General features: G+C 54.6%; 23 protein-coding genes and 3 pseudogenes. 15 read left to right on the top strand and 11 right to left on the bottom strand.

Annotated features, from left to right (window positions below):
* Positions 1–149: 149 nt before the first annotated feature.
* Positions 150–911: a 2-dehydro-3-deoxy-D-gluconate 5-dehydrogenase KduD gene (gene kduD / locus ACR809_RS04425; protein ID WP_002916003.1), complete on the bottom strand. Its 762-nt coding sequence runs from the start codon at positions 909–911 to the stop codon at positions 150–152.
* Positions 912–1,121: 210 nt separating this feature from the next.
* Between kduD and ACR809_RS04420 the strand changes: the two genes are divergently transcribed.
* A complete protein-coding gene (locus tag ACR809_RS04420) occupies positions 1,122–1,253 on the top strand; it encodes a hypothetical protein (protein WP_004154563.1) in 132 nt (43 codons plus the stop codon).
* 143 nt (positions 1,254–1,396) lie between these two features.
* Positions 1,397–2,572, top strand: a complete 1,176-nt coding sequence (locus ACR809_RS04415) for an oligogalacturonate lyase family protein (RefSeq protein ID WP_002916048.1) — start codon at positions 1,397–1,399, stop codon at positions 2,570–2,572.
* 135 nt (positions 2,573–2,707) lie between these two features.
* On the opposite strand, the gene ompK26 is transcribed toward ACR809_RS04415, so the two are convergent.
* From ompK26 to ACR809_RS04400, 3 genes are all read right to left on the bottom strand, one after another.
* Complete coding sequence (gene ompK26 / locus ACR809_RS04410; RefSeq protein ID WP_004143995.1) at positions 2,708–3,403, bottom strand: KdgM family porin OmpK26; 696 nt, start codon at positions 3,401–3,403, stop codon at positions 2,708–2,710.
* 247 nt (positions 3,404–3,650) lie between these two features.
* Positions 3,651–4,829 (bottom strand): acetyl-CoA C-acetyltransferase, encoded by a 1,179-nt coding sequence (locus ACR809_RS04405; RefSeq protein WP_002916052.1) that lies wholly within the window; start codon positions 4,827–4,829, stop codon positions 3,651–3,653.
* Between the two features lie 118 nt (positions 4,830–4,947).
* Positions 4,948–5,817 carry a LysR family transcriptional regulator gene (locus ACR809_RS04400; protein WP_117053809.1) on the bottom strand — a complete coding sequence of 290 codons (870 nt, stop codon included), beginning with the start codon at positions 5,815–5,817 and terminating at the stop codon, positions 4,948–4,950.
* Positions 5,818–5,919: 102 nt separating this feature from the next.
* Between ACR809_RS04400 and ACR809_RS04395 the strand changes: the two genes are divergently transcribed.
* The 8 genes and pseudogenes from ACR809_RS04395 (at position 5,920) to mrkJ (ending at position 12,641) form a co-directional block, all read left to right on the top strand.
* Positions 5,920–6,381, top strand: coding sequence for a multidrug/biocide efflux PACE transporter (locus ACR809_RS04395; protein WP_002916056.1), 462 nt, complete (start codon positions 5,920–5,922; stop codon positions 6,379–6,381).
* 123 nt (positions 6,382–6,504) lie between these two features.
* Positions 6,505–7,734, top strand: coding sequence for an amino acid permease (locus ACR809_RS04390; protein ID WP_002916058.1), 1,230 nt, complete (start codon positions 6,505–6,507; stop codon positions 7,732–7,734).
* 118 nt (positions 7,735–7,852) lie between these two features.
* Complete coding sequence (locus ACR809_RS04385; protein WP_122051075.1) at positions 7,853–8,731, top strand: aldo/keto reductase family oxidoreductase; 879 nt, start codon at positions 7,853–7,855, stop codon at positions 8,729–8,731.
* Positions 8,732–9,113: 382 nt separating this feature from the next.
* Positions 9,114–9,335 (top strand): annotated as a pseudogene (locus ACR809_RS04380) (PilZ domain-containing protein); the annotation flags it as partial.
* 266 nt (positions 9,336–9,601) lie between these two features.
* Positions 9,602–10,678, top strand: coding sequence for an IS110 family transposase (locus ACR809_RS04375; RefSeq protein ID WP_000227969.1), 1,077 nt, complete (start codon positions 9,602–9,604; stop codon positions 10,676–10,678).
* Positions 10,679–11,191 (top strand): annotated as a pseudogene (gene mrkH, locus ACR809_RS04370) (transcriptional activator MrkH); the annotation flags it as partial.
* A gap of 5 nt (positions 11,192–11,196) precedes the next feature.
* Positions 11,197–11,781, top strand: coding sequence for a transcriptional regulator MrkI (gene mrkI, locus ACR809_RS04365; RefSeq protein WP_122051074.1), 585 nt, complete (start codon positions 11,197–11,199; stop codon positions 11,779–11,781).
* Positions 11,782–11,924: 143 nt separating this feature from the next.
* On the top strand, positions 11,925–12,641 hold the full coding sequence (gene mrkJ / locus ACR809_RS04360) for a cyclic-di-GMP phosphodiesterase MrkJ (RefSeq protein ID WP_004149658.1): 717 nt from the start codon (positions 11,925–11,927) through the stop codon (positions 12,639–12,641).
* A 34-nt stretch (positions 12,642–12,675) separates the two neighbouring features.
* Here the strand turns inward: mrkJ and mrkF are convergent, their stop codons facing one another.
* The 5 genes from mrkF to mrkA all read right to left on the bottom strand — a co-directional run bounded on the left by mrkF (position 12,676) and on the right by mrkA (position 18,214).
* A complete protein-coding gene (gene mrkF / locus ACR809_RS04355; protein ID WP_002916122.1) occupies positions 12,676–13,311 on the bottom strand; it encodes a type 3 fimbria minor subunit MrkF in 636 nt (211 codons plus the stop codon).
* Between the two features lie 13 nt (positions 13,312–13,324).
* Positions 13,325–14,320, bottom strand: a complete 996-nt coding sequence (mrkD, locus tag ACR809_RS04350) for a type 3 fimbria adhesin subunit MrkD (RefSeq protein WP_002916123.1) — start codon at positions 14,318–14,320, stop codon at positions 13,325–13,327.
* Positions 14,311–16,797 (bottom strand): type 3 fimbria usher protein MrkC, encoded by a 2,487-nt coding sequence (gene mrkC / locus ACR809_RS04345; RefSeq protein WP_122051073.1) that lies wholly within the window; start codon positions 16,795–16,797, stop codon positions 14,311–14,313. The genes mrkD and mrkC overlap by 10 nt, the downstream gene beginning before the upstream one ends.
* Positions 16,798–16,808: 11 nt before the next feature.
* Positions 16,809–17,510, bottom strand: a complete 702-nt coding sequence (gene mrkB, locus ACR809_RS04340) for a type 3 fimbria chaperone MrkB (protein ID WP_122051072.1) — start codon at positions 17,508–17,510, stop codon at positions 16,809–16,811.
* A 95-nt stretch (positions 17,511–17,605) separates the two neighbouring features.
* Positions 17,606–18,214, bottom strand: coding sequence for a type 3 fimbria major subunit MrkA (gene mrkA, locus ACR809_RS04335; protein ID WP_000756959.1), 609 nt, complete (start codon positions 18,212–18,214; stop codon positions 17,606–17,608).
* 705 nt (positions 18,215–18,919) lie between these two features.
* Between mrkA and ACR809_RS04330 the strand changes: the two genes are divergently transcribed.
* A complete protein-coding gene (locus ACR809_RS04330) occupies positions 18,920–19,129 on the top strand; it encodes a DUF1471 domain-containing protein (RefSeq protein WP_002916131.1) in 210 nt (69 codons plus the stop codon).
* Positions 19,130–19,224: 95 nt separating this feature from the next.
* On the opposite strand, the gene ACR809_RS04325 is transcribed toward ACR809_RS04330, so the two are convergent.
* On the bottom strand, positions 19,225–20,121 hold the full coding sequence (locus tag ACR809_RS04325) for an EamA family transporter (protein WP_004174511.1): 897 nt from the start codon (positions 20,119–20,121) through the stop codon (positions 19,225–19,227).
* A gap of 81 nt (positions 20,122–20,202) precedes the next feature.
* On the opposite strand from ACR809_RS04325, the gene ACR809_RS04320 reads away from it, so the two are divergent.
* Positions 20,203–20,709, top strand: coding sequence for a MarR family winged helix-turn-helix transcriptional regulator (locus ACR809_RS04320; protein ID WP_002916184.1), 507 nt, complete (start codon positions 20,203–20,205; stop codon positions 20,707–20,709).
* Here the strand turns inward: ACR809_RS04320 and ACR809_RS04315 are convergent.
* Positions 20,706–21,662: a nickel/cobalt transporter gene (locus ACR809_RS04315; RefSeq protein ID WP_032435030.1), complete on the bottom strand. Its 957-nt coding sequence runs from the start codon at positions 21,660–21,662 to the stop codon at positions 20,706–20,708. The two genes, ACR809_RS04320 and ACR809_RS04315, sit on opposite strands and share 4 nt — an antisense overlap.
* 818 nt (positions 21,663–22,480) lie before the next feature.
* Between ACR809_RS04315 and ACR809_RS04310 the strand changes: the two genes are divergently transcribed.
* The 3 genes and pseudogenes from ACR809_RS04310 (at position 22,481) to fimE (ending at position 24,558) form a co-directional block, all read left to right on the top strand.
* A complete protein-coding gene (locus tag ACR809_RS04310) occupies positions 22,481–22,729 on the top strand; it encodes a hypothetical protein (protein WP_002916186.1) in 249 nt (82 codons plus the stop codon).
* A gap of 150 nt (positions 22,730–22,879) precedes the next feature.
* Positions 22,880–23,485, top strand: a pseudogene (fimB, locus tag ACR809_RS04305) (type 1 fimbria switch DNA invertase FimB).
* Between the two features lie 464 nt (positions 23,486–23,949).
* Entirely contained in the window at positions 23,950–24,558 is a 609-nt protein-coding gene (gene fimE / locus ACR809_RS04300) for a type 1 fimbria switch DNA invertase FimE (RefSeq protein WP_002916189.1), read from the top strand.
* The last annotated feature ends 24 nt before the right edge of the window (positions 24,559–24,582 follow it).

Below are 24,582 nucleotides of genomic sequence, written 5' to 3'. Positions count from 1 at the left end.
ATGCGTTTCCAATAGTTAATAACCCTGTTTATACAGAGCGGTAACATTATACCCGTGTTCCGGAGTATGGACGATCCGCACTTTTGCGTATGGACAATAATTGCTCAGATGGCCGGAGCGATACGACAGACCCCGGCCATCGCGGACGGTTAGCGCGCCAGCCAGCCGCCGTCCACCGCCACCGTGTAGCCATTGATGTAATCGGAGGCTGAGGAGGCAAGGAACACGACTGGCCCCATCAGATCGGCCGGTAGCCCCCAGCGCCCGGCGGGAATGCGATCGAGGATTTCGCTGCTACGCTGCTCGTCGGCGCGCAGCTGCTGGGTGTTGTTGGTCGCCATATACCCCGGGGCGATGGCGTTGACGTTGATGTTGTGTTTGGCCCACTCGTTGGCCAGCAGGCGGGTGACGCCCATCACCGCGCTTTTGGATGCGGTATACGACGGCACGCGGATCCCCCCCTGGAACGACAGCATGGAGGCGATGTTAATGATCTTCCCGCCGCTGCCCTGGGCGATAAAGTGTTTCGCCGCCGCCTGGGACATAAAAAATACGCTCTTGATGTTGAGATTCATCACGTCGTCCCAGTCTTTTTCGCTGAACGCCAGCGCGTCCTCGCGGCGAATCAGGCCGGCATTGTTGACCAGAATATCAATATGGCCGAACTCCGCCACCGCCCGCTCCAGAAGCTGAGGAATACCGTCGATCTGGCGCAGGTCGGCGGTCAGGCTGAGAAAACGGCGTCCCAGCGCGGTTACCCGCTCGATAGTCTCCACCGGTTCGACGATATTGATACCGACAATATCGCAGCCCGCTTCCGCCAGCCCGAGGGCCATCCCCTGACCTAAACCGGTATCGCATCCGCTCACGACGGCCACTTTTCCCTGCAGGGAGAATGCATCAAGAATCATATTATGTTCCTTAGTCGTTCAGAGCCTGCTGTTTGCAGGCAAGGTTCTCTCGGCCCGGTCCGCGCCGGCGGCGCGACTGAGCGTGGGGCGAACTCTCGGGCATAGCCCACCATAATGAAAATAAAACAGAGTTCCGTTTTGCTGATGGGTGCCATCTTAGCCCCGCCCCCAGCCATTTTCAATATTATTTAAAACGATGTTTCATTTTTTATGATGATGATTACAAAAAAAGAAAAAGCAAAGGAGCCTCCCGGCACGCGCCAGGCCGGAAAAGGTTTTGAAAAGATGAAGATTCAACCGATTGTCTGCAGAGGTGCCGAAGCGAAGCCAGCAGCCCGCTGAAAACGCGGGAATTACGCTGAACTGCGTGAGCCATCACAAATAATGAAACAATGTTTTGATAAATTAATACCCGTCTTTTAAAACATATCACTCAGCGACACGCCTCTGGTCCAGCGGCATCGCAGGAAAGAAAGGAGCACTACATGGCTAAAGGCATGCGGGTCAAACTGAATTATCACGTCAGCCACGATCCGGATACCGGGGCGGAAGTCACCCGCTTAACCCCCCCGGAGGTCACCTGTCATCGCAACTACTTCTATCAGAAGTGCTTTTTTAACGATGGCAGCCATTTACTGTTCGCCGGCGAGTTTGACGGCCACTGGAACTACTATCTGCTGAATATCGCCAGCGCCGAGGCCGTCCAGCTAACCGAAGGCGCCGGGGATAACACCTTCGGCGGCTTCCTCTCCCCGGACGATAAGTCGCTTTATTACGTGAAAAATGACCGTATCCTGCTGGAAGTCAACCTGACCACCCTCGCCGAGCGCGAAGTTTATCGCGTTAGCGATGACTGGGTAGGGTATGGCACCTGGGTGGCAAACAGCGATTGCAGCAAACTGGTGGGCATTGAGATTGCCAAAAGCGACTGGACGCCACTCAACGACTGGCAGATTTTCCATGATTTCTTCCATAAAGGACCGCACTGCCGCCTGCTGCGCGTCGACCTGCGCAGCGGTGAGAGCCAGGTGATCCATGAGGAAAAAATCTGGCTGGGACACCCGATCTATCGTCCCTTCGACGACCATACCGTCGCCTTCTGCCATGAAGGGCCGCACGATCTGGTGGACGCCCGCATGTGGCTGGTCAACGAGGATGGCAGCCATGTTCGCAAAGTCAAAGCGCATGCTCCAGGCGAAAGCTGTACTCATGAATTTTGGGTGCCGGACGGTTCGGCGCTGATCTACGTCTCCTATCTGAAAGGCCAGCAGGGGCGGACGATCTATCGCTTTGATCCCGAAAGCGGCGTCAACGAGGCCCTGATGACGATGCCGGCCTGCTCGCATCTGATGAGCAATTTCGATGGCACGCTGCTGGTAGGCGATGGCTCAGGTACACCGGTGGATGTCAAGGATACCGGCGGCTACTCCATTGATAACGATCCCTGGCTGTATGTCTTTAACGTGGCGGAAAAGCGCTACTTCCGCGTCGCGCGCCATGATACCTCGTGGGCGACGGTGGCCAACAGCCGCCAGGTAACGCACCCGCACCCCTCATTTACCCCGGACGATAGCGCCATTCTGTTCAGCTCCGATAAAGACGGTAAACCGGCCATCTATATCGCGAAATTACCCGCGCACCCGTCAATGCTGAGCGCCTGATCCACGCCACACTTCTTTCTGTAACTGGCCTTGCCCTCCTCCATGGAGGGCTTTTTTTGTCCCTTCTCTTTCCCCCATAAAAAAACCCCGGCTGACGGCGCCGGGGAAAACAAACGATGAGGGATGAATGGTCGGTCAGAACGAGTAAGCCACCCCAACGCGGAAGCGGGTCTGGCGATCGCTGCGGTCATTGACCCCGACGTTGCCAATTTCGCCATACGGCGACCAGTTATTATCCAGCTTATAGGCCACCTTCACGTTATATTCCTGCGAGTAGGGTTTATTGTCGTTGCGGCTGACCCCTTCCGAGCTGCGGGCATAGACATAGTTCAGCTCTGTACGCCAGTCGCCGAGGACAAATCCGGCCCACGCGTCGCCGCGGTTAACTTTGTCATCATCTTTGCCAGCGTTGTTCGGATAGCGGGTGTATTCATAGCGATAGCGAGCGGCGACATAGAAGCCGTTGTCGAAGCTGTACTGCGCGTGCAGGTGCGGCTTGTAGATGGAGCGGCTGTCGTTGCTCTCAATGGTAAACCCGGGGGTGAGGAACAAGTTCGACGTCGCTTTCCAGCGCCAGCTGATGGTGTCTTCATGACCATTGCCCACCACGTCCGAATAGGGTTGCGAACCGTTGTCGCCGCCTGAGCGCCATTTGGCCTCGACGGTAAAGCCTAAGCCGTTGGCAAAGCGATGAGAAACGGAGACGCGGTCAGCATTACTTTTATCACTCTTTCCGCCATCAATAAATTCATGACGTAAATCTATCGTTACCGCGGTTGCTGCAAAAGACATACCGCAGAGGGCGGCGAGAACCAGAGAGCGTTTTAACATAGGGTACCCTTACAATAAATAAAATGACATTTCGTTTTTATGAAACATCATTTTATTTTTTAGGCACCATAGTTTTAGTGACCAGGATCGTAGTTATTTGTTTCAAAAAAGGTGGCACAACAAGACGTGACGAAGCTCAATAATTTCGCCGGGGAGAGTGAAAGAGGGAGGGAAAAATAAGGGTTCGGCAAAGCACGGCGCATAAAAAAGGCCTCCCGCAGGAGGCCATGGAAATCGAGGTATAGCGCTATGCGCGTTCTACCGCCAGCGCCACGCCCTGACCGCCGCCAATGCACAGCGTCGCCAGACCTTTGCGGGCATCGCGCTTGATCATTTCATGCACCAGCGACACCAGAATCCGGCAGCCGGAGGCGCCGATGGGGTGGCCGAGGGCGATCGCGCCGCCGTTGACGTTGACCCGGCGCTCATCCCACTCCAGTACCCGACCAACCGAGATCGCCTGAGCGGCAAAGGCCTCATTGGCTTCGATCAGATCGACGTCGTCCAGCCGCCAGCCGGCCCGCTCCAGACAGCGACGGGTGGCATGCACCGGGGCAATGCCCATCAGCGCCGGATCGACGCCGACGCTGGCGAAGGCGCGGATCCGCGCAAGGATCGGCAGCCCCAGCTCCAGCGCTTTAGCCTCGCTCATCATCATTACCGCCGCCGCGCCGTCATTGATGCTTGAGGCGTTGCCGGCGGTTACCGATCCAAGGCGATCGAAGGTGGGCTGCAGGCTGGCCAGCCCTTCCGCGCTGGCATCCACCCGCGGTTGTTCATCGGTATCCACGGTGCGCGCCGCGCCGTTATGCTCGGTGACAACCGGGACGATCTCATCGCGAAAGCGACCGGAATCAATCGCCTTGCGCGCCTTATGCTGTGAGCTGAGCGCCCAGGCGTCCTGCAGCTCGCGACTGATGCCAAATTCCCGGGCCAGGTTTTCCGCCGTGACGCCCATATGATAATCGTTGAAAGCATCCCACAGCCCATCATGCACCAGACTGTCAATCAGCTGGCTGTTGCCCAGCTGGGCGCCGGTGCGGCTGTCGGTAAGCACATGCGGAGCGCGGCTCATATTCTCCTGGCCGCCAGCGATCACCACGTCCGCTTCCCCGCACTGGATCGCCTGGGTAGCGAGGTGCAGAGCCTTCAGGCCGGAACCGCAGACATCGTTAATTGTGATAGCCGATACGGTGTTAGGCAGCCCACCGCGAATAGCGGACTGACGCGCCGGATTTTGTCCGGTCCCCGCGGTCAGCACCTGGCCGAGGATCACCTCATCCACGCTGTGCGGATCGATTCCCGTCTTCTCCACCAGCGCCTTCACCACCACGCTCCCCAGCTCGACGGCTGAATGGCGCGATAATGCGCCCTGAAAGCAGCCAATCGGCGTTCGCAGCGCGCCGACGATCACGACATCCTTCATCCTCTACCCCTGCCCATGCATTTGCGCAAAGAAACAGCGATATACTAGATAATTGTTATCAAAAAACTTTGTAATTGTTTAAAAAAAGTGAAGCCAATCACAAAGAAATAGCTATTCGTTAACGTTCACGCCGCTGCAGATGCTGACGCAGCCAGCTGCCGGCCGCTCCCGGCGGCGCTTTCTTATTCCACAGCAGATCGACTGAAATTGCCCGCGGCCAGCCGGGGATATCGAGCGCCACCAGCCCGCCCTGCGGCGCAAACTCCGCCACCAGCGCGCTGGGCAGAATGCACCAGCCGAACCCCTGCGCCGCCATGCTGAGCAGCAGCAGGTAGTTTGGCGCCGACCAGACCTGGCCTGCGGCAGGTTCGGTGGCGCTGGCCAGAAAGGTGCTCAAACGCAGCTCGCGCCAGCTGCGCAGCTCATCCCAGGCGACCTTACCCTGCGCCGCCAGCGGATGGCCAGGGGCTACATAAATGCCCATCGCCGTCTGCAGCGGCAGGCGGGTGTTGCCGATATCGGTGGGGTAGCGCTCCCTCGCCTCAATCAGCCCCACCTGGGCGCGGGATTTTTGCAGGAGATCGATCACATCCTCGTCTTCGCCAATCAAACACTCAAACTCGGTATGAGGAAAGCGGCGGTCAAACTGCACCAGCAGATCTTCCAGCACGTCCGGGTGCAGAGTATCGGAGAGCACGAAGGTCAGCCGCGGCTCCGTCTCGCCGGACAGCGACACAGCCAGTTCGTCCAGCCGCTCGCTGGCGGCGAGAATCGCTTTGACATAGCTCAGCACCTGCTCCCCCTGCGGGGTCAGCGTCGGTTGCCGCGTTGCCCTGTCAAAGAGGGTTACGCCGAGATCGGCCTCCAGATTGGCGATGGCGGTACTGATCGTCGACTGACTTTTCCGCAGGCGGCGGGCGGCGGCGGAGAACGATCCGCTGTCGACCGCCTCGACAAAGGCGGTTAAGGCTTCCGGTGAATAACGCATGATGTATCTACAATATCGATGGGTCTTATCTTTTGTTTATCATATTTTTCCATAAACTGCCGGGTAATTTCCTGTTCAGGCTAAAACTGGAGGTAGCTCGCCATGCAACAGACCCCACATCAGCGCAAGACGCTCACCGAACGCGTTATCCACGCCATCACCTTCGAAGGACTGGCGACGCTGATCCTCGCCCCTACCGCCGCCTGGCTGATGCAGCGCTCGGTAGTGGAGATGGGCGGACTGAGCATTCTGCTCGCCACCCTGGCGATGGTATGGAACATTATCTATAACGCGGCGTTCGATCGCCTGTGGCCGGTCTCCCGCTTCCCCCGCCAGCTGAAAGTACGCGCCCTGCACGCGCTCGGTTTCGAAACCGGATTCGTCATCATTGGCGTCACCATGGTGGCGATCGTGCTGGGCGTCTCGCTGCTGCAGGCGTTTATGCTGGAGATCGGTTTTATGCTTTTCTTCCTGCCCTACACCATGGCCTTTAACTGGGTATGGGACACCCTGCGCGAGCGCGTTATTCGTCACCGCCGCCCGCGCCAGACGGCGCGCGGTTAATCCCGGCGCGGATCTTCGACGATCCGCCGCGACTTTATCACCAAAAACTATCGCAACAGACGAACCATAAATATGGTAAATTGCACTCCTTTTTTTTGGTTTGACGGTTGATAAAGTCGCATAATGTCTAAAATTTGGTCTAAAGAAGAAACTCTATGGAGTTTTGCCTTATATGGCACTGCAGTAGGCGCTGGGACGCTATTTCTACCGATCCAGCTGGGTTCGGCTGGCGCCATTGTGCTGTTCATCACCGCGCTGGTCGCCTGGCCGCTCACTTACTGGCCCCACAAAGCGCTGAGCCAGTTTATTCTCTCGGCCAATATCGCGCCGGGAACCGGGATCACCGGCGCAGTTAATCACTACTATGGTAAGAAAATTGGCAACCTGATCACCGGCCTCTATTTCCTTGCCTTCTTTGTGGTGGTGCTCATCTACGCCGTGGCCATCACCAACTCGCTGGCCGAACAGGTGGCGCATCGCACGCCGATGACCCCAGGGCTGCGTGCGCTGCTGAGTCTGGGGGTCGTGCTGGTCCTCAACCTGATCTTTCTCATGGGACGGCAGGTCACCATCAAGGTGATGGGCTTTCTGGTCTTCCCGCTTATCGCCTGTTTCCTGTTTCTCTCCCTCTATTTAATCCGCGACTGGCATCCGGAGCATCTCACCAGCCAGATGCAGTTCAGCCCGCAGACGCTCCACCAGGTCTGGATCTCTATTCCCGTGATGGTTTTCGCTTTTAGCCATACGCCGATCATCTCGACTTTTGCTATCGATCAGCAGGAGAAACACGGCGACCTGGCCATGGGTAAATGCAAAAAAATCATGAAGGTGGCCTACACCATCATCTGCGCCAGCGTGCTGTTTTTTGTCTTCAGTTGTCTGCTGGCGATCCCGGCAACCTATATAGAGACCGCCCGCGATCAGGGGGTGACTATCCTCTCCGCCCTGTCGATGGTGCCAGGCGCGCCGGGATGGCTGGCGGTGACCGGCATCATCGTCGCCGTCGTCGCTATGTCGAAGTCGTTTCTCGGAACCTACTTCGGAGTGATTGAGGGCGCCAGCGAAATCGTCAAAAGCTCGCTGGGCCTGCTGGGCGTGCGTAAGAGCCGCGCTTTCAACCGCGCGATGTCGATCCTGCTGGTCTCCGCCTTCACTTTTGCGGTGTGCTTTATCAACCCGAATGCGATCTCAATGATCTACGCTATCAGCGGACCGCTTATCGCCATGATCCTGTTTATCATGCCCACGCTGTCGACATGGCTCATTCCGGCGCTGAAGCCGTACCGCTCGGTGGGTAACGCCATTACGCTGGTGGTTGGCCTGCTCTGCGTGTCGGTGATGTTCTTCGGCTAATCCCCTCTGGCGACAGCGGCTGCCTGAGCTGCTGTCGCACATTCTGACAATATTCTCCCCCTTGCCTTCCTTGTGAGCGGATTACACTTACGGCTTAGCCACCGTGAGGAGAGTTCTTATGTCCAGTGTCACCTTATCCGGTCGCGGCACGCTCGGCGATCGCCAGGTCTATCGCTTAGGTTACGGCGCGATGCAGCTGGCCGGCCCCGGTGTTTTCGGCCCGCCCAAAGATCCTGAAGAAGCGGTGCGCGTACTACAGGCCGCCGTCGAGGCCGGGATAAACCATATCGATACCTCTGATTTCTACGGTCCACATGTCACCAATCAGTTGATCCGCAAAGCGCTCCACCCCTACCCTGACGATCTGTGCATTGTCACCAAGGTCAGCGCCCGCCGTGACGAGAAAGGCAACTGGCTACCGGCCATGTCGCCCGCCGAACTGACCCAGGCCGTTGAAGACAATTTGCGTCACCTTGGGCTTGAGGTACTGGAAGTGGTTAATCTGCGCAGTATGCTGAGCCCGCACGGCCCGGTGGAGGGTTCGCTGGAGGCGCCACTCGCCACCCTGCTGGAACTGAAAGAGCGAGGATTAATCCGCCATATCGGCCTCAGCAACGTGACGGCAAAGCAGGTCGCGGATGCGCAGAAAATGACGCCCATCGTCTGCGTGCAAAATCTTTATAACGTTGCCCATCGCGCCGACGACGCGCTGGTGGATGCGCTGGCCGCCCAGCACATCGCCTGGGTGCCCTTTTTCCCGCTGGGCGGTTTTACGCCGTTGCAGACGCAGGAGTTGAACGAGGTCGCGGCTTCGCTTGAGGCGACGCCGATGCAGGTCGCCCTCGCCTGGCTGCTCCAGCGAGCGCCAAATATTCTGCTGATCCCCGGCACCTCCTCCCGCACGCACCTCGCGGAAAATATTGCCGCTGCCGAGCTGGTCCTGCCCGCGGAAGCGCTGCGCACCCTCGATAATATCGCCACCGCCGCGCGCCGCTGACCTGCCAGACAAAATTGAGGGAACCCTATCCCTCCTCAATATTTGCCTGGAAAAACCTCACCGCTACTGGCACTATAGATCCTACAAATGGGGCGTGATCGACGATCGTTCTCTCATTATCCCCGTTAATTAAACTTAAGTTTTTATCCTTCGACCGGTCTCCAGCTTGGAGGCCGTTGTCGTTTTTGTCATGACCAAAATTCGAAACTCTTGATTACAGGAAATACAATATCAAATTCCAAGTTTATACATATCAATCTGACTGCAAAGATAGTCAATAACATCAAACGCTCATAAAAACATCTGATTAACCCAATCAGAATGTTGCTATTGCTATAAGAAAAATCAAACGCCTCACGACAACTATTTACAAGGGATGCATATGACAGAGGGAACGATAAAGACCAGTAAGTATGAAATTATTGCTATTTTCAGAGAGGAGTTGCGCAAACGTACTGAAATTGAAATATTTTTTAACAACACCAGTATCATAACCCAACTGACGCGCGTGGACTTTGCCGAGTTTCATATTCAGACCCATCGCAAAATCCCGTCCGGGCATAAAATTCGCTTTCTCCTGCATAGCGATAGTAATAATGCCGATGTCAGTCTTTACCACCACTTAGTTTGCCGTTTAACCAGATTGGTGTGATTACTGATGCAGTGAAGACCTTCCCGCATCCTGACTCACACAGCGATCGACCTTTTGTGTCCTGCCCTGGACCCGTCGGTTGCCGGAAGCGCCTTCATGCGAGGCATCTCCTCACCGATGCGCGTGACTCAAGAAGGGCCTGACGGCTTGTCTCGTTACTGTCCTGTCCGGGTTATCTGTCTGGAGATTCAACTCTGTTTCCTCACAGGAGCTCTGTCATGGTTGATAAAGTTACCGAAGCTGCCGTTGTGGGTGGCGTGGATACACATAAAGATTTGCACGTTGCCGCTGTCGTAGATCAGAACAATAAAGTCCTTGGGACTCAGTATTTCTCCACAACACGACAAGGTTACCGGCAGATGCTGGCATGGATGACCTCGTTTGGGACATTAAAGCGAATTGGTGTTGAGTGCACAGGTACCTATGGTTCCGGTTTGCTTCGTTATTTTCAGAACGCCGGGTTAGAAGTTCTTGAGGTGACTGCTCCAGACCGGATGGAGCGACGCAAACGGGGTAAAAGTGACACAATTGATGCTGAATGTGCCGCTCATGCAGCATTCTCAGGCATCAGGACAGTTACTCCCAAAACGCGTGATGGCATGATTGAGTCCCTGCGGGTATTAAAAACTTGCCGAAAAACAGCAATATCAGCCCGCAGAGTCGCTCTCCAGATTATCCATTCAAATATTATCTCTGCCCCGGATGAATTACGTGAACAGCTCAGAAATATGACGCGCATGCAGCTCATCAGGACCCTGGGTTCCTGGAGACCTGATGCCAGTGAATACCGCAATGTAACCAACGTTTATCGCATTTCATTAAAGTCCCTTGCCCGACGCTATCTCGAGTTACATGACGAAATCGCTGATCTGGATGTCATGATTGCGGCAATTGTCGACGAGTTGGCACCTGAGCTGATTAAACGTAATGCTATCGGATACGAAAGCGCTTCACAGTTGCTGATCACTGCCGGAGACAATCCTCAACGGTTAAGATCAGAATCAGGATTTGCGGCACTGTGTGGTGTCAGCCCGGTCCCCGTTTCTTCTGGAAAAACGAACCGTTACCGACTTAATCGTGGTGGAGATCGTGCTGCAAATAGTGCACTTCACATCATCGCCATCGGACGCTTACGAACTGACGCAAAAACAAAGGAATATGTCGCCAGGCGTGTAGCCGAAGGACATACAAAAATGGAAGCGATACGCTGTCTAAAGCGATATATCTCCCGCGAAGTTTACACGTTACTGCGCAATCAAAACAGGCGGATCAACAGTATCCCGATAACAGCTTGACTCTTAGAAGGGCGTCCAGGGAAAATAGAGTTTAATGCGGCCCTGACAAAACATGACAATAGCGGTGTCGATAAAGGTATCCGCTACGCTTTTTCATTGCCTGAATGCCTGCAGGTAGTGCAGCGTCGCCGCGATCCCCGCTTTCGTTTACGCCATGAGCATGACTTTTATTGCCGCGGCCGCCATAAAAACGGCGAAAACTATCTTTTCGATATCAAAGACATTTCAGATGGCGGTTGCGCATTGATGACCAAAACGCCGAATCTTAAATTTCTCAGCCATAACGCCTTACTGAAAAACGCCGTACTTATGCTTGCAGAATATGGCGAGATCACCATCGACCTGGTGGTCAAAAATGTCATTGTTATCACCCTGGATAACGCTAATGAAGAGAGTGAGAGCTACTATCAGATATCCTGCCAGTTTAAGTTCCGCCATCTCGATGACCAGCGCAGAATAGAGAAGATACTGCTGGACCTGATCTTAGAAGCCAAGCGCAAAAAGAGAATCTGACAACCTTGGACAGTATATTGCTGTACACCAATGACAATCTCATTGGTCACTCAATCTATCACTACCTTATTGATAGCCATGAAAATGCCACCCGTCTGAGTTATGCCGATGTCATCCATGAGAAACATCTGCCACTGGCCCAGACGATTATTTTCAATTTAATTAATAAGGATATTTCTGCCATCAGAATCGTCGATCTGCTGAATGCGCTCCGCCTTTCCCTGCTGCGCTGCCAGCAGCCGGCGCTAATGGTGAAAAGCGACATTGTCGGGCTGTGCAGAGAGTTGATAAACTTTGACAACGCTATGATTATTAGTGAGAAATCTCCGCTAACTCTTTTTTCATCTATCGTCCAACGCGCCAAAGGCGTCAGCGAACTGCCGCCGCGAGGATTGCGCAAACAGCTTTCACCACGGGAGTGTCAGATCCTCGAACTGCTCATTGCCAACAATAATAATAAGCGTATTGCCGCCCTGCTCGGCATTGCTCATAAAACGGTTCATAGCCACCGCATCCATATCATGCAAAAACTGGGTATAGATAATTCCCGCACTATGAATCAGCGTATTGCCGCTCTCCATCAATGCTAAATGTTCTCCCGGTAAATCAGTAGCGGATAAAGCGTACTTATTCGCTGTTGATTTACATTTCCCGCCATTCCCATTAATCATCAGGTAGCCTATAATTAATGTATCCTCTGCCTATTGTCTGACTAACCTCGTGAAGAGGGATAATGAACACTAAAATATTCGAAGACAACATTTTATCTCGTAATGATATCGCTGTACGCTACGTCTTTCAGAAAATGTTTTCCCCACAAGGTACTCTGGTCGCGGTGGAATGCTTAAGCCGCTTTGATAATCTTTCTATTTCCCCCGAAGATTTTTTCCGCCATGCTACCGCCGCCGTTCGTGAACGTATTTTTCTCGAACAACTGGCACTGATTGAAAAGCATAAAGCCTGGTTTTTACGTAACCATATTTCCGCAACAATTAACGTTGATGACCATATCCTGAACCTGTTGCGCCAGAAGGATATAAAAGCCAAAATCGCCGCCCTGACCTGCGTCCATTTCGAGGTAACCGAAAACGCCGAGAATCTGCTGCATAATTCTCTTGCCGCCTGGCAGAGCCCACAGGATACCTCACTGTGGCTCGACGACTTCGGCTCCGGCTACGCGGGAATTAACGCTATTCGCGGTTATCACTTTGACTATGTGAAAATTGATAAGGATTTTTTCTGGCACCTGATGCGCAAAGAGTCCGGCCGCCAGCTGATGGATGCGCTGGTGACCTTTTTATCGCGCAACCATCATAATGTGATTATTGAAGGTGTCGAAAGCGAAGCCCATAAAGAATGGCTGCAGGGAATGGAGTGGTTTGCTATCCAGGGACATTACTGGCGGGAAGTCAGTATTGAACAACTGGTCGCCGATGATATTGCCATGTAAAAAAAGCCGGGAATTCCCGGCTTTTTAACGTCACTTAATTATAAACTAATTCCCACGTTGCCCAGCTGGTAATCGGCCCGCTGGTGGCGCTTTTCGGCGTTGGCGAAACATAGCCAACGTAATAGGTGAACAGGCCGCCGCTGACCGCGCTTTCCTGCAAACGCACCTGATTTTGCTGCGGGTCCGCCGGGACAATTTTATTACTCTTATCCAGCGTATTATTATCGTTAGTCGATAGCGCCAGATAAATATTCTGCGCTCCATCCGGCAAGGTATTGGCCAGATACCCGGCGTTTTCGTTACCGACCGCCGTCAGTAAAAAACCATCGACCCAGCGCACGCTGACCCGACGCACCTCATCCTGCGAGGCTGCCCCACCATCATGGCGCAGCTGGCAGTTTGACAGTGCCAGGGTAAACGGCTGCGGTTTCATAAACGCCCCGGCCCCGCGATCGTGGACTTCCGCCAGGCTGACCGGCGCCAGCCAGACATTACCGCTGCCGGCATGCTGGCCGCCGTTTAGCGCGACGCTACAGGAAATATCCGTCACCCGCCCGGCAAAATCGACCCGTCCGCGATCGTAATTGGTCTCAAAACCCCACGCCGAGGGGGCGGCGAGGCTGCCGCAAAATAGCAGCCACGCGATAGTGTTTTTCGGCAATCCCTTCATTCCCCCTCCCGTATTAATCGTACGTCAGGTTAAAGATCATATGCGACTCCACCTCGCCGGTGCTGGTCGTCGGGCCATACTGATAAAAACGCGCGTGCAGCGGTATGGTGATGTAGCGGGTCTCCTGATTATTCAAGCGGCCGACGGTGTATTTCTTATTAAACTGCAGCGGGGAGCCATCCTTCAGCACCTGGATGCCAATGCCTTTCGCCATCCCGCTGCCGGCTTTTTCATTCAGCAAGGCGCCCATGGTAGCGGTAGTGCTGGTGGCCAGGGTACCGGAGAACGAGGTGCTAATGTTGGCATATCCCGTTTCACTCAGGCCGCCGCTGCACTGCAGGTCGATATTAAAATCCTTCCCGCCGGCGGTGGTGCCGACCCCTTTCAGGTCGGTGCGCCGGATGGAACCCACATCGACATTCATATTTTTCCCGCTCAGCACCGAACAGGAGGGCGAGACCACGGTGATGGCGTTGGCGCTCAGATAGGTTTCGAGGATCGGGTTACCGCCGCTCTCCCAGTCGTAGGAGGTGTACTTACCCGCCGCCAGGGTGCCGCTGCCGGTGGTTGCCGCGGTTTTGATAATCTGCAGCGTAAAGCGCGACCCTTCGAGGGAATAGTTGGTGGTGTTATATACCCGGGACGAAAAGACGTCGGGATAGACGATATTTACCGTTGCGCCGCCGCGGCTGAAACGCATGCCGATTCCCGGCACGTTGGTGGAGTAGATTTTATTTCCAAGGTCCGTGGCCCCTGGCGACACGATCTTCGCCGCAAAGCGGTTGGTGCCGGAAGTACAGCGATAGCTTGCCCCGCCGGGAGCGCTCATCGTCCAGTCGCGGGTAAGGATCACCGAGCCCACCGGCAGATCCGGGGGCACCACCACCCTGCCCACCACCATGTCCAGCATCACCGTTGGCGATGAGAGACGCGTACAGGAGGCCCAGGACGAGGTGGTTCCCAGCGCCATTAAGACGATAAAAAGCGTTAGTAATTTCCTCAGCGACATACGCTATCCTTTGTTGTTTGCTGTCCCAGATCCACCGAACACTGCCCGCCGCTCCACTTCACAATCGCGCGTTTGGCGTTCGCATCGCTGATAAACATCATGCTGCCCTGGCCGACAACGCCGATCTCCTTGCCGTCGGGGGAGAAAATACTTGCCGCAAACGGCAACGGCTCGTGGTTCGCCTGGCGCGCCTGCAGGGTGAGGTTGTTCTGCACCTTAGTGCCGAACGCGACCTTAACCACGCTGCCTTCCCACGGCACAACCTGCGCCACGGTGCGATCGAAGGCCACGTCGTCATGGCTGCCTTTCGGGTCGATTTCCACGGCGTTAATCCGGTACGGGCGCAGATACGGCAGGATGGCGTAACCATTGCTGTCCACACGGGTGCCCGGCGATCCCGGAAGCATCGCCCCGGCCGCGTCTTTGGCTTCAATCAGGGCCATCGTCGAGCCGCTTTCCGGTGAGAGCACCACGCCGCCGCTGTGGGCGATCATCGTCCCGCTGGCGCCAATGCCGCTCTGACGATAGCCTTCGCCCTGGCTGTAGCTGCCGTTGAGGGTGGTCCATGGCGTACGGTAGCTGCCGTTGAGCGCCACATCATGCTGACCGCCGGTGGCGGTGGTGGTCGACACGCCGTAGTTAAGGTTGTTTTCACTGTCCAGCGAACCGTTGATACCAATCTGCGAGCTGGCAAAGCGCGAGTTATTGAACGAGGTGTTCGACGTCAGGTTGGCGGTGCGGTTATCGCCAAACCACAGCGGGTAGCTGAAGTTGAGTGAAATACGATCGTCGCGGCGATGACCGGAGCTGTCTGGCGTATAGACGCGCTGCGCGCTCGCCGACCAGGAGAGACGACCAAATGAATTGTTGTAGCTGACCTGATACTGCTTCTCGGTCCCGGAGCGGTTCCAGTAATCGGAGATACGGCCGCTGAGATAAAACCCGCCCCAGCCGTCCGGCAGGTTCTGGTTCACCGTGAAGGTCATGCCGTTTTTTTGCCGCCACAGGGTGTAGTTGCTGCGACTATTTTTTTCCTGATCGACGGCGTACAGCGCGTCGTTGAGGTTGTAATAACCTTTCGTCGAGTAGCGATACGCCGCCAACACGATGCTGGTCTGGGTATCGGTAAACATGCGGTTAAAGGTCGCGCGATAGCTCTGACCCGAGTCATCATGGGCATCGCTCTTCAACCGCGAATGGGTGACGTCAAAAGAGAGCGCGCCGATGCCGGTGTTCATCCCGGTCCCCACCAGGAAGGCCTGATAGTCGTCAAAACCGGTGACCCCGGTGTAGCCGGTCAACAGATTGTTGATCCCGTGCTGCCAGGTCGCCTGATAGAGCATCGGCTTGTTGCGCAGCGCGCTGTCGTCCACTTTACCGGCGGAGAGCGCGTAGCGGGTCATTCCCGGACGCAGCAGCTGGGCGACGGAAGCGTAAGGCACGCTAAACACTTCTACCGAGCCATCCGCTTCTTTCACCGAGACCTCAAGATCGCTGCCATAGCCGGAAGGATAGACATCCTGCAGGGTAAATGGTCCGGGCGGAACGGTGGTCTGATAGATAATATTGCTGCCCTGGCGCACGGTGACGAGGGCGTTGCTCTGCGCCACGCCGCGAATTTCCGGAGCATACGAGCGCATGCCGTCCGGGAACATATTGTCATCGGTGGAAAGATTAACCCCGCGCAGACCGATGGTGTCGAAAAATTCACCATTGGTGAAAATCTGCCCGCCGCTGACGATGGAGTTGAGCTGTGGGATAGGGCGCTGGAGATAGGTCTGGTTGCTGTTCCAGTGCGCTTTACCCTGCTGATGCTGCCAGTTCAGGTTGCCGATGTGCTTCAGCAGCCAGCCGTCCCACGACAGTCCGGCGTTGACGCCCAGATAGGCGCTGCTGTTATCCGACCCGCCTACCGAAGAGGTATGGCTGTTCCAGGCGTTCGCCATCCAGCCAAGATTGAGCGCGGTAATACCTTTGTCCCAGAACTCCGGGCTGACATAGTTTTTCAGGCGTTGATCTTCATAGATCTGCGGTACCGAAATGTTCAACCGCAGGGAGGACTGGACCAGGTTGTCTTTGACGTTTTCTTCGTTGCGCCAGGATTTGAGGCTACCGCAGTAGCCCTCCTGCTCGCTCAGCTGCGGATTGAGCTTTTCCGCCGCGATGCCATATTGGGCCAGCATCGCTTTGGTGTAGCAGACGCCCAGCCGACCATCTTTATCGCGCGCGATGCGTAAATCGTAGCGCCCTTTCCACTCGTCGTTGGTGTAGACGTCAAGGGAGTAAGTGCCTTCGGTAATCGCGCTGGTCGAAAAGCGCGACAGATCGACCTTTTCGCGACTGCCGACAATAAAGCCGTCGTTAAACTGATATACCGTTCCCGGGTTTTCCTGTCCGCTGGAAAATGGCGGAAAGCAGCACAGCGCGATGGCGATCGCGGTGCTTAATCTTCCCGGGCAGAATGACCTCTGCTTCATTAGCTTTTCCCTTATTTAACGGCCACTTTCACTGCGACATCGGCGCCATAGTCATTAATGTTGTTAACGGTCAGGGTTTCGCCGCGGTTGACGGCGGAGGAGAGCGCCACCGTTTGGCTGGACTGCGGCGCCAGCATCACGGTTTTGCTGTTCAGGGCTTTACCGCCGTCGCGGGAAATACGGCTGACGGTAATGTAGAACGGCGTCGGGTTGTTGATGGCGAGACCACTGCCGCTGGCGGTCAGGGTCAGCTTCTCGGCCGCCGCATCGCGGTTGCCCAGTCCGGTAGGACGATAAATAAATTTAAAGCGCGAACGGATCGCCAGCTGCAGCACGTTCTGGCCTTCATTTTTCTGATTGGCCACCACCGGCGGAATTTCCAGCAGATTCAGCCACCACAGCGTCTCTTTATCTTTCGCCAGACCGGCGCTGCTGCCGAGCTTAATACGCAGCGTCTGGCCGCTCTTGGCGTCAACACGCGAAATCGGCGGGGTGATAATAAACGGGGTGGTAATGGTATCCGGTGTGGCATCGGCATCGCCGTTATCCAGCCAGGCCTGCGCCAGCGCCGGACGGTCGGCGTTATTTGAAAGCTGTACCGTTATTTCTTTTTCATTTCCTGGATAAATAAAGCGGGTACCGTTAACAATAATATTGTTGGCATGGGCCGCAAAACTAAAAATGAAACAGAAAAAAAGGGCAATACGCTTCATGCTGACCTCAGAATAAAAATACAAGCGGCGGACATTGCCGCTTTATTATTGTTATTAACTGCCCCATCGCGGGGCAGTTTTATTTTCTGACGGAATTACTGGTAAGTAATTTCGTAAGTCGCGTAGCTGTTAACCACACCGGTGGTTACCGTGGTCGGCGCGCTGGTGGCGTAGCCTACGTAGTAGGTGAAACGCGCGCCATCGGCTACAGCGGAAGCGTCGCCTTTCGCTTTCGGCTGAGTGCTGTCACCCGGGATGATTTTGTTGGTCAGCGCGGTAGCGTTGTCAGTAGACAGCACCAGCTGGATGTTCTGAGCACCGGAAGCTTCGGTGTTCGCCAGGTAGCCCTGTTGTTTGCTGGTTGCGCCAGCCAGCAGGTTACCGCCGGTCCAGTTCACGCCCAGTTTGCTTACGTCATCCTGTTTAGTGCCATCAGCAGCCTGGCAGTTAGAGACGTCAATGGTGAAAGATTTCGGTTTCAGGTAAGTATCCGCTGCTGCCGCTTTAACTTCAGTCAGGGTTACCGGAGACAGGTAAACGTTCGCATCGCTGCCCTGGCCGTTAACGGAAACAGTACAGGATACATCGGTAACTTTACCGAAGAAATTAACCTGGCCGCCGCCAACATTGGTATCAGCTGCATGGGCAGCAGTCATGCCAAAAAACGCGGTTGCCATTGCTGCAGAAAGAAGAACCTTTTTCATTGCCATTTCCTTGTCAGAGTGAATTACGAATCAATGAGCACACTGTGAATTCGCATAGAACCAGAAACATCAGGCGATGCTGATTTATGCCACTGCTAATAGAATCTTCGACTGACCGGGAGCCGCAATATTTAAGGCGTCAGGTAACGAACCTAAAAATATAAGTTCGCTGGTGCTATCGGCGTCAAAGAATGCTATTTATTCGCCGACAAATATACATTTGTTCACGTTTCATTAAGTTATATAACAGATAACCATCGACTATTAATAAACAGTCATTGATAGATGAAAACGCGAGGGTGGTTGTTTACAGCGCAGCAAGCCTAACGCCAGAGCGAGAGAAAGTGACCGCAACAGCATGCAGAAAAAGCCCTCGGAAGGCCATCGCGATAAGTCTGAATCTGCCTTTGCGGTGGTGAAAACAGCACCAAACCATTCACACAACGAATGGTGAAAGCATGAATGAGGCGCATTCCTCTCCCTGAACAAGGGCAGCCCATGTGATATCCCCTTCCAGAAATAAATCATTAATTCATTGTTTTTAAATTAAAAAATAGATAAACGATCATGTTTTCGCCATCAAACCGCCATAAAAATGTGATCTAAATCGCACTTTTTGCCACGCGCGTTATAGTTAGCAGGCTTATTATAAGTCCATCGAAAGCAAACATGCTTTCCACCATAAAAGTTAAAAGGACAAACACCATGAAAAACGTAAAATTACTCGCCGCTGCCGGTATGCTCTCCCTGGTCTCTTTCGCTAGCTTCGCTCATCCGGTGAGCGTGACAGCAGACACCCTGGACAGCGCAGAAGCGAAAATCGCAACCATTGCGAAAGAACAAGGCGCTTCCTACCACATCACCGAAGCCTATACCGGCAACCAGGTCCATATGACCGCCGAGCTGTCTAAATAAGCGAATGGTTGCAGAGGGAGCTGCCGGACAGGCCGCCTGCGGGTGGCTGGTCTGGCTCCCGCCGCCCCCCCCGCACGCAGCAATGTCGAGCCCCGTTATGGGGCTTTTTTCGTTTTTGCTCCCGCCGCCTGGCGCGCCAGCGCGCGCTGGATAGACAGCACGCTCGCCAGCACCACGATCAACCCCACCAGCGCCATCCCCTGGATCTTTTGTCCAAGGAAAATCCATCCCAGCACCACGGCGGTCACCGGGCTCAGCAGACTCATCGCCGACACGGCCACCGGTGAGAGGCGGCCAATCCCCCGAAACCACAGGCCATAGGCCAGCATGGCGCCCGCCAGGCACAGCCACAGATAGCCGGCCGCCTGCAGCACTGTTATCTGATGCAAAGGAGGGTCAACGATCAGCGCCACCGGGGCCAGCACCACCCCACCGATCGTCAGCTGCCAGCCGGTCAGCGCGACGATCGGCAGGGAGAGCGCCCAGCGCCGGGAGAGCCAGGTGCCCAGCGCCATACTGATCGCCCCGAGAAACGCCGCGCCGATACCCAGCGGGTCGAGGACGGTGTGCGGCGACAGCAGCAGCATGGCCATACCGAGTATGCCGGCGATGGCGGAGAACACCGCCAGCCAGGGCGAGCGCTGCCGGTCGACACACCAGGCGAGGAGCATCACCAGCAGCGGCTGGATCGCGCCGATCACCGCCGCCAGCCCGCCGGGTAAGCGATAGGCGGCGATGAACAACAGCGCCTGAAACGCGCCGATATTTAAGATGCCGGTAACGATCAGCTTTGCCCATTCGCCGCGCTGCGGAAAACGACGGCTCCAGATCAGCAGGGCGATACCTGCCGGCAGCACCCTCAGCAGCGCAGCAATAAATGGGCGGTCAGGGGGAAGAAACTGGGAGGTGACGATGTAGGTCGTCCCCCAGATAGCGGGCGCCAGCGCGGTGAGCAGCAGGTCGAGAATCAGATTACGTGAGAGAAAAGCCATGATTTTATCTTCACTTCAAGGTAAATTAGGGAGTGAAGTATGTACCGCCAAGTATCTTGATATCAAGACAAGTGAGCACTAATGGACAAATCACCGCCGATCGACGCCGTGGATCGCATCCTCGCCCAGTGGCAGCGGGAGCGGCCAGACCTCGACTGCAGCCCCATGGGGCCGATAGGTCGCCTGAAACGATGCGCTATGCTGCTGGAGCCGCAGGTGGAAGTGGCCTTTACGCGCCACGATCTGGTGCGCTGGGAGTTTGACATGCTGGCGACGCTGCGGCGCGCCGGGGCGCCTTTCGTACTTTCGCCCACCCAGCTCTTCTCCACGCTGATGATTACCTCCGGCACCATGACCCATCGTCTGAAGGCGCTGGAGAAACGCGGGTTTATTACCCGCCTGCCCAATCCGGAGGATGCCCGCAGTATGCTGGTCGCCCTGACTTCCGCCGGACGCGAACGGATCGATGCCGCAGTGGAAACCCACGTCGACAACGAACGGCAACTGCTGGCAGGACTCAGTGACGGTGAACGCCAGCAGTTGGATCAGGCGCTGCGGGTGTTGATGCGACTGCTGGAAACGGGCTAACAGCCAGCGGCGATAAAGTCGCCGTTGGCGCTGATCGGCACCACGCTGAAAAACAATCCCACGGCAAAGAGGATCAGCGCCAGACCGCCGAGGATCTTCACCAACGGTACCAGCCAGGGCCGCGGGCGGTGTTTCGTGACCAATCGTTTGACCGTCCGATGGCGCGCATAGTGAACCAGCAGCGACAGACCGAGGATCGAGAGCGCGGTGCCCAGCGCCATGCTCATCACCGCGGCGATGCCCCAGCTAACAATCCCCAACGCATTGGCGAATAATAAAATCATGATCGCCCCGCTACAGGGCCGAACGCCGATAGCCAACACCACGCCAAGGCGCGTCTTCCAGTCAGCGCCCTGCAGATCCTGCCCCACGCCGTGATGGCCGCAGCCGCACGAGGCGTCATGCTGATGCGCTGGCGTCAGACGGCGAATCACCTGTTTTGTCGGCCACAGGCTTTGCAGAGCGCGAAAGATAACATAAGCCCCAAAGACGCCGATGGTCAGGGCGCTGATCTTCTCGACGTACCAGCGGCTGGCGCTAAGATCGCCGGCGGCCAGATTCAGCCCCACCGCAAGAATAAAGACGAAGAGTATCGCAGTGACGCCCTGCAACAGGCTGCCGAGAAAGGGCACCACCCGCGCCGCCGTCAGGCTCTCCTGATTGGTGCTCAGGTAGGTCGTCACGATAAATTTACCGTGTCCCGGTCCGACGGCGTGCAGCACGCCATAGAGAAAGGCCCCCACCAGCAGCCAGATACCGCCGCTGTACTGATGGTTATTCAGTAACAGAAGGTACATCACCAGATAGCGATGCAGGGTAATTTGGGTGGCGAGACACCACTGGAGAAAGTCACCCCAGTGGCTGTGCAAGGTGATAGCGGCGGCCAGCAGTAGAAGGCCGCCGCACCCGGCCGCCAGCAGGCGCCAGTCGCGGAGCGCAATCGGAGTCGTCATCGTTATACCATTGTAGTAAACGTAAACCGCCTGACAGCAACTTTACGACAGGCGAGCGAAGGCGTCAGCGCTGAAGGGTGAGGAATTTGTCGAAGCTGTTCACGGGATTGTTCGTAGTCATCAGGCTCCGCATTATCTACCGATCGCTATCTTCCCGACACCGTATTAGCGCAGAATGCCTCAATATCTTGAGCATACCACAGCTATATCTTTTTATGCGTTATTGGTTACCAATACCTTTTAACAGGAATAATTACTCAAAAAATCACAGATAAAAATAAATAACTTATTTCTTGGCGAGCATTTTTTGTCAGTTATTATGCTGCGCTTCCGGCAAGAATATTCTTTAACTGCTATTTATTGTACTCTTCAGCAGGATCACTTCCATGAAAAGAGGCTTACTTACCCTGGTTACTGCTGCCATCGCTTTCCGTACAGGCCACCTGGCGCAGCGACAAGCGCCAAGAGGCACGTGACGAAAAGTGGTGAACCGGCAGGCTTCGGCGTATCCTGGATGTGAGTCCTTCCCGCGCCGAAGCGAGTATTCAAACCCGCCGCCAGACCGTGTCGCAATACTTACCTGTCCTCTACTACCTCCCATTGATATCTTCCTGTATACGTTGACCGTGACGAGTTTTCATCTCATTCAACCGCATGTACCAGATTAAGCTTACCCGTTGAAATACGGCGTAATGTGCTCTATTACAGACAATGCTATTATCACCAGGCTTTTTGCAGTATGGTTTAATCACTGTTGTAGTTTTGCAGTGAATGCTATCCAGACGACTTAAGGTTGTATTTTGTCTGAGAAATTTCTCATGCCATTCCCGAAGGTTGTCGGCGAGGGAGGCTGGTTTACTGGGGTGACATTGCCCAGTAAACAGGCAATCAATCATGACGGCATTGATAGCCGCCTTGCCGTGGCCGGAAGCCCAAGCCTTCATCATCATGCGGGTATCATCAAGAGGATCAGGGATGTACAGGACGTGGAAACCCCCAGGAAAGATTCATCAGTTCAGCCAGCTCACCCTTTCTTTACCCTTCAGATCGCGGCCTCTTATCGTTAGCAATGGAGCTAGCCCATGATACCGCTCGCGCTCGTAGCAAATTAAAACGTTATCACCACGCTGTTTCAAAATAAAAAGGCAGTCAAATTTAACAATGACCTGACGCAGGCTCGGAAAACCAAAAATATGCCTGCAATAAAAGGGAAAACCATGACGAATAACGCCGACATAAAAAAAAGGAACTTCCTGACTCAGAATGAAATTGAGTCTTTACTTAAAGCGGCCGATACCGGTCCTTATGCTGCACGTAATTATTGCCTGACGTTACTGTGCTTCATCCATGGTCTGCGCGCCAGCGAGATCTGTCGTCTACGAATATCGGATATCGACCTTGCTGCCCGATGTGTTTACATCCATCGGCTTAAAAAAGTGTTTTCGACTACCCACCCGTTGCTGGATAAAGAGATCTACGCCCTAAAGCGCTGGCTGGCCATTCGCAGCAGCTGGCCGCAGGCCGCCAGCGAATGGCTATTTCTCTCCCGCAAAGGTAATCCCCTTTCCCGCCAACAGTTTTATTAGATTATCGCGTCCTCAGGGGGACTGGCGGGGCTGCCACTGGAGATCCACCCGCACATGCTGCGGCACTCCTGTGGCTTTGCGTTGGCGAATATGGGGATCGATACCCGCTTGATTCAGGATTATCTCGGGCATCGCAATATCCGCCACACCGTCTGGTATACCGCCAGCAATGCGGGACGCTTCTATGGCATCTGGGACAATCCCCGTGACAAACAGCGATCGTCGCTGATCCAATAGCCTTGACGCCACGGATGGCGTTGTATCGCGATCGGTCGACAAATTAAAATATTCATGATTATTAACCCTGCGTTAATTAGGATTACTGTTCCCACAAGTTCTTATTTAATCCTTATTACTGAGAGTTAATATAACCCTGCGTTTACTCAGGAATTAGACTGGGTATTTATTGGTGGGAAAAATTTCCGCGGCTGTGTTTTTAATAACGGCTGGTAGTGAAAAATATCCTTTCATTTTATATACCTGGCGGCAACCCGCACAGATACTATTGAGCCGATGATTAAAATCTTTAAAATTAAGAATTATCACCCGACGATATTTTTAGTGTCTGGCAATGTAATATGTTATCAATTCGTGATTAATCATCTTCACCCTGTACCGTTTTAGCATTACAGAACCTATTTCGTCATGGCGTATGGTTTCGCTGTGACGGTCATTCATACCTATTTTCAGGAGCAACTATTGTGAACCGACGTCGTTTTCTAACCGCCAAAGAAGTTCAGGCCATGATGCAGGCTGCTCGTCAGGGCCCTACCGGCGAACGGGACTACTGCCTCATTCTGCTGGCCTTTCGCCATGGCATGCGCATTAGCGAACTGCTGGATCTGCATTATCACGATCTGGATCTCCATGAAGGGCGGGTTAATGTGCGGCGATTAAAGAATGGTTTTTCGACGATTCATCCACTGCGTTTTGATGAGCGCGAGGCGATTGAGCGCTGGAGCCTGGTCCGTGCCGGCTGGAAAGCGGCGGACAAAACGGACGCACTGTTTATCTCCCGCCGCGGCACCGCGCTCTCCCGCCAGCAGGCGTATCGTATTATTCGCTCCGCCGGGGAAAATGCGGGTACCGTCACGCACACTCACCCCCATATGCTGCGTCACGCCTGCGGCTATGAACTGGCTGAAAGAGGGACAGATACGCGTTTGATACAGGATTATCTAGGACATCGCAATATTCGTCACACAGTACGTTACACCGCCAGTAATGCGGCACGTTTCGCTGGCATCTGGGAAAGAAATAATCTTTTAGAGGAAAAAGACCAGAAGACGAAAAATGAAATAACTGATTGATTTTAAAGAATTAAAAAAAATAAC

Origin of the sequence: Klebsiella sp. CD33, from assembly GCF_051992865.1 — a bacterium.
Taxonomy (GTDB): Bacteria; Pseudomonadota; Gammaproteobacteria; order Enterobacterales; family Enterobacteriaceae; genus Klebsiella; species Klebsiella pneumoniae.
The sequence above is the reverse complement of the archived record's forward strand: the minus strand, read 5'-3'. Positions and strand labels throughout refer to the sequence as shown.

Bases quoted from the DNA above. Each gene is read 5' to 3' on its own strand.
- mrkA (WP_000756959.1), bottom strand. From the start codon at position 18,214: ATGAAAAAGGTTCTTCTTTCTGCAGCAATGGCAACCGCGTTTTTTGGC.
- ACR809_RS04390 (WP_002916058.1), top strand. From the start codon at position 6,505: ATGTCTAAAATTTGGTCTAAAGAAGAAACTCTATGGAGTTTTGCCTTA.
- mrkF (WP_002916122.1), bottom strand. From the start codon at position 13,311: ATGAAGGGATTGCCGAAAAACACTATCGCGTGGCTGCTATTTTGCGGC.
- ACR809_RS04420 (WP_004154563.1), top strand. From the start codon at position 1,122: ATGATGATGATTACAAAAAAAGAAAAAGCAAAGGAGCCTCCCGGCACG.
- ompK26 (WP_004143995.1), bottom strand. From the start codon at position 3,403: ATGTTAAAACGCTCTCTGGTTCTCGCCGCCCTCTGCGGTATGTCTTTT.
- mrkD (WP_002916123.1), bottom strand. From the start codon at position 14,320: ATGTCGCTGAGGAAATTACTAACGCTTTTTATCGTCTTAATGGCGCTG.
- ACR809_RS04330 (WP_002916131.1), top strand. From the start codon at position 18,920: ATGAAAAACGTAAAATTACTCGCCGCTGCCGGTATGCTCTCCCTGGTC.
- ACR809_RS04400 (WP_117053809.1), bottom strand. From the start codon at position 5,817: ATGCGTTATTCACCGGAAGCCTTAACCGCCTTTGTCGAGGCGGTCGAC.
- ACR809_RS04325 (WP_004174511.1), bottom strand. From the start codon at position 20,121: ATGGCTTTTCTCTCACGTAATCTGATTCTCGACCTGCTGCTCACCGCG.
- ACR809_RS04310 (WP_002916186.1), top strand. From the start codon at position 22,481: ATGCCATTCCCGAAGGTTGTCGGCGAGGGAGGCTGGTTTACTGGGGTG.
- ACR809_RS04320 (WP_002916184.1), top strand. From the start codon at position 20,203: ATGGACAAATCACCGCCGATCGACGCCGTGGATCGCATCCTCGCCCAG.
- mrkB (WP_122051072.1), bottom strand. From the start codon at position 17,510: ATGAAGCGTATTGCCCTTTTTTTCTGTTTCATTTTTAGTTTTGCGGCC.
- kduD (WP_002916003.1), bottom strand. From the start codon at position 911: ATGATTCTTGATGCATTCTCCCTGCAGGGAAAAGTGGCCGTCGTGAGC.
- mrkC (WP_122051073.1), bottom strand. From the start codon at position 16,797: ATGAAGCAGAGGTCATTCTGCCCGGGAAGATTAAGCACCGCGATCGCC.
- ACR809_RS04315 (WP_032435030.1), bottom strand. From the start codon at position 21,662: ATGACGACTCCGATTGCGCTCCGCGACTGGCGCCTGCTGGCGGCCGGG.
- ACR809_RS04395 (WP_002916056.1), top strand. From the start codon at position 5,920: ATGCAACAGACCCCACATCAGCGCAAGACGCTCACCGAACGCGTTATC.
- ACR809_RS04415 (WP_002916048.1), top strand. From the start codon at position 1,397: ATGGCTAAAGGCATGCGGGTCAAACTGAATTATCACGTCAGCCACGAT.
- ACR809_RS04385 (WP_122051075.1), top strand. From the start codon at position 7,853: ATGTCCAGTGTCACCTTATCCGGTCGCGGCACGCTCGGCGATCGCCAG.
- mrkJ (WP_004149658.1), top strand. From the start codon at position 11,925: ATGAACACTAAAATATTCGAAGACAACATTTTATCTCGTAATGATATC.
- ACR809_RS04375 (WP_000227969.1), top strand. From the start codon at position 9,602: ATGGTTGATAAAGTTACCGAAGCTGCCGTTGTGGGTGGCGTGGATACA.
- ACR809_RS04405 (WP_002916052.1), bottom strand. From the start codon at position 4,829: ATGAAGGATGTCGTGATCGTCGGCGCGCTGCGAACGCCGATTGGCTGC.